The 1,589-nt window shown below is 63.4% G+C and carries 2 protein-coding genes; both read left to right on the forward strand.

The window, feature by feature from the left end; all coding sequences use genetic code 11:
• Nucleotides 1-1,061 (forward strand): ADP-ribosylglycohydrolase family protein (locus AC1DUU_RS31515; RefSeq protein ID WP_476787228.1); only part of this gene is annotated, 1,061 nt, incomplete at its 5' end.
• 17 nt (nt 1,062-1,078) lie between these two features.
• A partial coding sequence (locus AC1DUU_RS31520; RefSeq protein ID WP_476787229.1) for an ADP-ribosylglycohydrolase family protein occupies nt 1,079-1,589 on the forward strand: 511 nt, incomplete at its 3' end.

A 1,589-nucleotide genomic window follows, 5' to 3' on the forward strand; every position in this document is an offset into this window, starting at 1 on the left:
GCCGTTACGGGCGAGTGACGTCACTCGAAACGCAGTGGCACAAGATGTCGCTCGACGCGACGGCACGAAACGGCCGGGTGCGCGGCAGCGGCATCGTCACCGACGACACGATGATGACGCTGTGCCTGATGGATATCTACGCCGAGACCGGCAGGCATCTCGACGCCTGGGACATGGCCGACGGCATGGTGCGCCAGATCGCCTGGATCCCGCGCTGGGTGCCCGAATTGCAGCGCGAAGCAATGTTGATCGAACGGTTGTTCTATCCCGAGAAGTGGATTTTCCAGCGTCACCAGCTGGCTTCCTGCGACCCGCGCCAGGGTGGCATCGGCAACATGGTGAACTGCGGTGCTGCGATGTATGTGGCGCCGATCGGCGTGGTCAACGCCTGCGATCCCAAGGCTGCCTATGACGAGGCGATCGCGTTTGCCTCGGGCCACCAGGAAAGCTACGGCCTGGAAGCCGCCGGCGTGTTCGCGGCGGCTGTGGCCGCGGCCTTCATTCCGGGCACCACAATCGAAGCCGTGATCGAGGAAGTGCTGACCCTTGCCAAGGACGGTACCAAGAATGCCATCGCCGACATTGTCGCCGTGACAAGGAAGCTGAAGGCGTCAAAGGCCGACTACGCGACGGTCGTTGCCGAATTCCACAAGGCCATGGCGCCTTATTCGCCGATGGGCGACGACGTCAATCACACGCCCGGCAAGGTCGGCCGGCTGACCAACGCCTACCAGCCGAGCCGTTTGGGCGCGATCGAGGAGCTGCCGCTGGCGCTGGGCTTTTGCCTGCTCAACGACGGTGATTTCCGCAAGTCGATCGAGGACGGCGTCAATTCGGGCCGCGACACCGACTCCATCGGCGTCATGGCCGGCGCGATCCTGGGCGCCATGCATGGCGAAAGCGTCATCTCCGATGACGATCGCAAATTGCTCGACAAGACCAACCGGCTCGACCTCAACGCCTCGGCCGACGCTTTCACCGAAACGGTGAAAGTCATCCTCGCCGCCGACCAGGCCGCCACAGACGCGCGCGCCACGCGCCGTGCCGCCCTTACGCTCTAGTCCATAACGAAAGACCGATGATGCCCAAGCTCACCAAAGAGACGATTTACGAAAAGATCTATGCCGGCTTCATCGGCAAGGCCATCGGCGTGCGGCTTGGCGCACCGGTGGAACCGACAATCTGGAGCTATGAGCGCATCCAGAAGACCTACGGCGAAGTCACCCAGTATCTGCGCGATTTCAAGAATTTTGCTGCCGACGACGACACCAACGGTCCGGTCTATTTCATCCGCGCGCTGCGCGATTACGGCCTGGGCGCCACCGCCGAACATGTCGGCAAGACCTGGGTCAATTATGCCGCCGAAGAGCACGGCATGTACTGGTGGGGCGGTTTCGGCGTTTCGACCGAACACACCGCCTATCGCAATCTGCGCGCTGGCATCCCCGCGCCGCAGTCGGGCTCCATCGCCCAGAATGGTGCCAGCKTCGCCGAGCAGATCGGCGGGCAAATCTTCATCGACAGCTGGGGCTGGGTGCATCCCGGCGAGCCGAAAAAGGCCGCCGACGCCTCGGCGCGCGCGGCATCCG

The organism is Aminobacter sp. P4_H6_2 (genome assembly GCF_056400805.1).